A 364-nucleotide genomic window follows, 5' to 3' on the forward strand; every position below is an offset into this window, starting at 1 on the left:
GTATGACCTCGGCTAGCCGTGTGCTGAAGGTCGCGGGGATCTACGTGCTCCTCGTAGTCGGCGCCGTCGTCACGCTGGCGCCCTTCCTCCTCAGCGCGATGACGGCCTTCAAGACGCCGGCCCAGTTCGCGAGGACGCCGGCGCTGACGCCGCCGGACCCGTGGAGCCTGGACAACATCGTCTCGCTGTTCACCGGGCCGGCCGGCTTCGGGAGGGCGCTGCTGGTCACGGCGCTCGTGACGGTGTTCATCCTCGTGTTCCAGCTCGTGTTCTCGATCATGGCCGCGTACGCCTTCGCGCGTGTGGACTTCCCCGGCCGCGACGTGCTGTTCTGGGTCTACCTCGCGACGCTCATGGTTCCGGC

The 364-nt window shown here is 68.1% G+C and carries 1 protein-coding gene; it reads left to right on the forward strand.

The genetic code is table 11. From position 1 onward, the window contains the following. The coding region (locus tag SB717_RS34140; protein WP_486360782.1) for an ABC transporter permease family protein at window positions 1-364 on the forward strand (364 nt) is incomplete at both ends.

Origin of the sequence: Priestia sp. SIMBA_032, from assembly GCF_046535215.1 — a bacterium.
GTDB lineage: Bacteria > Bacillota > Bacilli > Bacillales > Bacillaceae_H > Priestia > Priestia aryabhattai.